The sequence below is a fragment of the Microcystis sp. LEGE 00066 genome (genome assembly GCF_015207925.1).
Taxonomy (GTDB): domain Bacteria; phylum Cyanobacteriota; class Cyanobacteriia; order Cyanobacteriales; family Microcystaceae; genus Microcystis; species Microcystis ichthyoblabe_A.
Genome location: NZ_JADEVX010000230.1, coordinates 1 through 5856, shown reverse-complemented (window position 1 = coordinate 5856; position 5856 = coordinate 1). Strand labels below are relative to the sequence as shown.

Genomic DNA, 5856 nt, shown 5'->3' with positions numbered 1-5856 from the left:
GTTGATCTAGTTGTTCTTTTTGGTCTGTATTCATGATTCTACCGTTTAATTGTTTCTCTTTATTTTGCCTTAGCTAACGTTTTTAGTCTCTAAGCATTTCTACTTATTGCAAAATTGGGATGCTCCCTAGGTACTCTCATCGAATTTTATTTTAAGTTAATTATTTGCATAACAATTCCCGAAGAGCCTTAATTATTTGCATAACAATTCTCGAAGAGGCGTTTTTAGCTTTATTCAGTAAACCCTACTGGATTGTTTCAGCTAATTTGGTGTATTAGAAAAATGCTATAAATTCTATAATCTAAGACTTTAAGCCGAAATCTATTGCCCTATTTTAGCTGAAACAGTCCACTACATAGAAATATCTACGGCAGTTAACCTAACTGATCAATTCTCATTTCGCCGAGGTATTTACGGAGATAGGGAGAAAAAACCTCGTAAATCAGGGTAAGGGGTTGGCGAGCGTGCCAAAATAGGTAATGACGACCCCAAAATGCTCCTTTTTCCCCAAAAGCTATTTCTAATTCCGGGGAATGACCGTAATAAAGTCCCTGCACATCGCGATACAATTCCGTGTGCAGCCGCGAGAGACTTTCCCAAATCGGTAGGGAACGATTTTCTAGATATTCGTCCACTTGATTGGCGGACCACCAAGAAGCGGCATAGGCTAACCTTTGACCACTAGCTGTGCGTAACCAGACTTGACGACGCAATCTCGGTCCTGGAATCAGGCTAATTTTCATCGGTGCGCCATCCTCATCGTCGCCGATGGGGGACATATCGATCACATCCACTTCTGTTTTTTCACCGGTTAAAAGTTGTAAATGACGGGTGGGAGAACCATCGCCGAGAATTAAAATCTGCCAAGGAGGCGCGAGTTGACTATGGGGTAAACCTTGTTTAACATCGGTTTCGTCTCCTTGCCAGAGAGGGGACAGGGAGTACCACGGACGATTAAGCAGGGGTTTTTCTTGGGGGCGGAGGATAGCAGTCAAGGTTTGTTACAAAACTTTATGATTTTTTCATTAATCATAACACGGGATTTTTGTCTGCTGGCGATAAAAGCGATCGCCTTGCTCCCATCCTCTCTAACTTTTTGGTTAGCAGATGCACTCTCGCCAAAGGAGATTGACTATTTTTATTTTAACGATAGAAAGGTATCAAGATCTGGAGGAGTTTTTGTAATCTTCTCAGGGCAATTAATTGTCGAATCTTGGGATTAATTTGGGGGGGATAAATGCTGGTGGCTAATTGTTCTTCTAGTAAGGCATATTCTGCCGCAGTTAGGGGTTGATTATCAAGGGGCGAGCGAGCCGAGGTGATAATTTCTGCTCGTAAAACTTCTTCGGGAATATCTTCAGGAGAGGGCAAAGCAAGGGCTTTTAGGGGCGATAAGAAACCGATCGAGATGAGGATGATAATTTTTGTCGTTCGCTGCATTTAATTTAAACCGGGGGGCAATTTTTCTCGACACTGTTGATGAATTTCCCCGATTCTAGCAAACAACCAGGGATATTTTTGACGATAACTGGGAATTAGAGCCAGAGGACTGAGTAGGGCAGTAGCAGCAATATCGGCTACACTTAATTTATCCGCCACCAAATAGGCTTGATTTTGCCAATATTCTAGAATCTTGAGGGCATTTTCTAGGCGCTCCTCCGCTAGTTTTACCCTTGCTGGGGTGATTTTATATTGTTGTCGCACGATATTAATAATTATTTGACTACTCAGGGAAGAATCGATCGCTTTTCCCTCTCCAGCGCGATAATCATAATAGACAAATCTCGTCGCTACTCCAATACTTTCATCTAACCAATCCTCTAGTAACCAAGCTTGATTTTTCTCCTTTTCCCCAGAGGGAATAAAAGAGGGGAAAGGAACTACTTTTTCTAAATATCTGAAAATGGCAGTAGAATCGGCAATAATCTCATCTGCTGCCATTAAAACGGGGACAGTGGTTAACCCTTTAGTTAGGGGACTGAGTTTGAGAATATGTAGTCCGGGGGTAAGATTTTCTACTTGGTAATCAATCCCCTTATAACCTAGTGCTAAACGGGCTTTGCGACAGTAATGAGATGTGCTAAATTGAAGTAAAAGCATTAATTGTTATTGGGTGTTAGAGCAGTTATCAGTTATCAGATTTGAGTTTTAAGTTACCAGTTATCAGTTATCAGATTTGAGTTTTAAGTTACCAGTTACCAGTTATCAGTTATCAGATTTGAGTTTTAAGTGAGCAGTATGTATTAAGGGAGCAGTATTATTCCTAATGTGTTTTCACTGATTACTGATTACTGATCACTGATTACTGATCACTGTTTACTGATTACTGTTTACTAATTACTGAATTGCCAATAAATATATACTATGAGCAAACCCTCCCTTTTTTCGGCTGTTTCTCGTCCTTATGCGACTAATTCACAAGCAAAAGATCCCTGGTTAGCGGTCAATCTCTCGATGTTTTTCCCCGGTTTGGGACAATGGTATGCTAACAAAAACCAAAAAGCAACCATTTGGGCGATCGCTAAAATAATATTAATAATTGTGACAATTTGGTCAATTTTTAGCCCCAATGGCCCTGTAAGCTGGGGATTAGGGGGAATAGTTGCTCTGGTTATCGTTTACATTAGCAATATTTTTGACGCTCACTGGACTGTTTATGATTCCAGACAGAATAACAGCTTAGAGAAAATTCCCCGGAAACAAAAAAACCCATGGTTTGCCGTCTTCGCTAACCGGATTATGCCAGGTTTGGGGCAATTGTACGCTGATAAGGTGAGATTAGGGATAATTTTTCTGACTATATCCCAGATTAGCCTGAAAATGGATCATTTTTTCACCAATATCCTCTTTCTTACCCCTTTAGTTACAGCGATCGCTATTTATCACGTTTATCACACTTTCCCTGATCAATTCCACCCCCATCGTCACACCTATCGTTCCATTTTGGCGCTGATGGTGGCAGCAATTTTTACTTGGGGAATTATCTGTAATTATTTTCCCGATTGGTTACATCAAAGAATAGAATTTTTCCAGATTCCGAGCGAATCCATGCTACCTACCCTCGCAGTAGGTGATCGCATTTTCGTCAGTCAATCTAGTAATTATCAAGCGGAAAGAGGCGATATAATTGTTTTTAGAACTCCCGAAAAAATTAGGCAACTAGATCCTACGTCTGGAGATTTTTTTATCAAACGAGTCATCGCTATTGCCGGGGATACCATTGAAATCCGCAGGGGTAAAGTTTATCTCAACCGGCAAGTTATCCAAGAACCCTACACCGCCGAGTTAGCCAATTATGAAATAGAATTTATGACTGTACCCCCAAAAACTCTGTTTGTTTTGGGAGATAATCGTAACCATAGTTTTGATTACCATGCTTGGGGTTTTTTGCCAGAAAGTTATATCATTGGTCAAGCCTATAAAGTTTACTGGCCTCTCGATCGTGTCCAGTCTTTGCTATGATGGGGATGACTATTGATTTTCAACTGTCTTCAAGGGGTAATTTTAATCCTATCTACTTATTAGCGAGGAAAAACCTAACCGCAAGAATTTTGGCTCTCTTGGATTTGGTGGGTAAAGTGTATTCTAAGATACATTCCTCCTAGCGAGGGGGTGGAACGAACCACAAAGACACAAAGGACACAAAGATTAATCGATCATATAGTAAGTTAAACTTATCACACAGAACCTAGAAGAGCCGAATTTTTAGGTGAATCCTAATTGAGACGCGAGTCTTTGGGAATAACATCCAAACCGAGGAGAACCTTTTGGGTATTGGACATATCGCCGATAATTCTTTGTAGGGGTGGGGGAAGTTGTTTGACTAAAGTAGGAGTTACGAGAATTTTATCCTGTTCCGCTAATTGCGGCTGTTCGAGAACATCAATTATTTCTACCGTATAAAGATCGGATAACTCCTCGCGACAGATCCGAAAAATATTGGCGATCGCCCTCTGGGATTTACTTGAATCACCCATAATGTAGAGTTTGAGAAGATATTGACTCATGATTGCGTGTTATTGAACAGTTTAATGTTGCTGAGACCGATATAGTATTTACGATAGAAAGAGACGAGATAACCCATCAATTCCAAGACCATGAGACGACCTTCGCTAACGTAGGCCTGCGCTTTGGCCAGGGTGACATCCTGATTTTTTTGGCGTAGGGTGGTAGTATGAATATCCACCACATCGCGAGGACTAGCTTTTAAGAATCCTAGCTTATCAGCCAAGCTTCGCAGTCGTTCCGATAGATTATGTTCCACTTTGTATGCTTGTTCTTCTAAAGCTAAATCTAATAAATCTCCGTAATTTTGGACTAATTCTTGAAAAATATCGGGAATACTCTGCCTTATTGCCTCAGAACCGAACATTTTCGCCGTGATGCTAGTTTGTCCTCCCTTGATTAACTGTTCCAGTTCGCGAAATTCCTCTTCCTGTTGTTGATGTTTAAGATTGAGGATATATTGCTGACGCTCGATCGCTACACGAATTTGATAGACTAAAAGACTACTATCGATATTATTTAACTGAATATAACCATCAGCACCGAGTTGAAAGGCTTTAACGACTAATTTCTCATCATTGCTAGTAGTTTGAACCACTATCGGTATAGCAGCGGCTAATTCTCTGGTTTTGACTAGAATATTTAAGCCGGGGGGGACGGAGATTTCCAAGCTTAAGAGGATGAGATCAAATTTCTCCCCTGCCAGTTTTTCGGCAGTTTCCTCTAGATCCTGAGCTTGGGTGAGGGTGAAAGTCAACCCCTCAGCCAGAGAACATTGGGGGGCTTTTAACAGCAATCTCTGGATTAATTTAACAGTCGTCGGTTCGTCCTCTATCAATAAAATTCTACAGAGGTCCCTAGTCATACTAAATCCTGTTTAAAAAGCATAGGAGAGTGGGGAGCGGGGGAGAGAGGATTAAAACTGTATATTAACGCTTTAAGAGCCATGGCTGAGAATTATTAATTATTTGCCCTAAAATAGCCAAAATTTCCTCGTACACACTTGATAATTCTTCTCCTGTTTGTGCGTCCATATATCCGCACTGTACGGCAAAATTTAACCATGTTTGTCAAATGCGGCTTGGTATCTAGGTTTAAGCCATGTCTCCGCTAGATTAGCACAAATAGAACGAGAATACCGTCGAATTTGGTCAGTTAGAGCATATTTTTCTTCTTTAGGAAAACTTTTCGACAATTGAAAAATTTTCATGGCTGCACAGAAGGCTTTTTGATAGGACTTCCAATCTTTATGGCTTCTAATTGGCTCAGTTGACATTTTTCGCCGCACTTAAGCTTCTAGCTAAATTATATATCTCCCCTCTCCCTTCTCCCCTCTACAATCATTACTCGCAGCCAGAAATAGGTTGAGGCTTATCATACTTTGTGCTTTTTGTCAAAAAAACTTTTTTTTTGCAATAAAACTACATAAAAAAAAGATCATCGTTGTGGGTGAAATTGACTGATTTACCCGTCTTAATTAGGATCACTTTCTAGGTGTGGCAAGGGTTTCAACTATTGCTGCTTAAAAAAGCACACAATAGCCCACTATGAAATTCTATCAAATCGCTGTAACCATTACAACATCGTTGTTAAATAAAAATCTTTCTCAATTAATTCTTAAGAATTTGTAAATATTGCGGAATGTTAATTTAAATATTCTCAAGTTTTTGCCTTCAATAAATAATTTTTGCTTATCTTTGTCCAACATTGGGTTAGAAGTCAGTTATCAGTTATCAGTTATCAGATGTGAGTTTTCAGTTCACTGATTACTGTTTACTGTTTACTGGACGGCTACGCCGTGCCTTTGGCAACACTGAAAAAAGCTTCTCCCCACACCCTACACCCTACACC

At 40.2% G+C, this 5856-nt stretch carries 7 protein-coding genes and 1 pseudogene; 2 read left to right on the top strand and 6 right to left on the bottom strand.

Translation table 11 applies throughout. From position 1 onward, the window contains the following. Positions 1-374: 374 nt before the first annotated feature. The 3 genes from IQ224_RS20975 to IQ224_RS20965 form a co-directional block, all read right to left on the bottom strand. Positions 375-995, bottom strand: a complete 621-nt coding sequence (locus tag IQ224_RS20975; protein WP_002740739.1) for a chorismate lyase — start codon at positions 993-995, stop codon at positions 375-377. 148 nt (positions 996-1143) lie between these two features. Next, complete coding sequence (locus IQ224_RS20970) at positions 1144-1440, bottom strand: hypothetical protein (RefSeq protein WP_002733251.1); 297 nt, start codon at positions 1438-1440, stop codon at positions 1144-1146. Continuing rightward, positions 1441-2100: a glutathione S-transferase family protein gene (locus IQ224_RS20965; RefSeq protein WP_002740742.1), complete on the bottom strand. Its 660-nt coding sequence runs from the start codon at positions 2098-2100 to the stop codon at positions 1441-1443. A 264-nt stretch (positions 2101-2364) separates the two neighbouring features. Between IQ224_RS20965 and lepB the strand changes: the two genes are divergently transcribed. Further along, positions 2365-3462: a signal peptidase I gene (lepB, locus tag IQ224_RS20960; protein WP_002740743.1), complete on the top strand. Its 1098-nt coding sequence runs from the start codon at positions 2365-2367 to the stop codon at positions 3460-3462. 254 nt (positions 3463-3716) lie between these two features. Here lepB and IQ224_RS20955 read toward each other — a convergent pair whose 3' ends face one another. The 3 genes from IQ224_RS20955 to IQ224_RS25130 all read right to left on the bottom strand — a co-directional run bounded on the left by IQ224_RS20955 (position 3717) and on the right by IQ224_RS25130 (position 5215). After that, positions 3717-4007 (bottom strand): circadian clock KaiB family protein, encoded by a 291-nt coding sequence (locus IQ224_RS20955; RefSeq protein ID WP_002740746.1) that lies wholly within the window; start codon positions 4005-4007, stop codon positions 3717-3719. Then, positions 4004-4870, bottom strand: coding sequence for a response regulator (locus IQ224_RS20950; protein WP_002740748.1), 867 nt, complete (start codon positions 4868-4870; stop codon positions 4004-4006). Before IQ224_RS20950 ends, IQ224_RS20955 begins: the two co-directional genes overlap by 4 nt. A 192-nt stretch (positions 4871-5062) precedes the next feature. Further along, entirely contained in the window at positions 5063-5215 is a 153-nt protein-coding gene (locus IQ224_RS25130) for a four helix bundle protein (protein ID WP_329523301.1), read from the bottom strand. Between the two features lie 424 nt (positions 5216-5639). Between IQ224_RS25130 and IQ224_RS25125 the strand changes: the two are divergent. Beyond that, positions 5640-5856 (top strand): annotated as a pseudogene (locus tag IQ224_RS25125) (hypothetical protein); the annotation flags it as partial.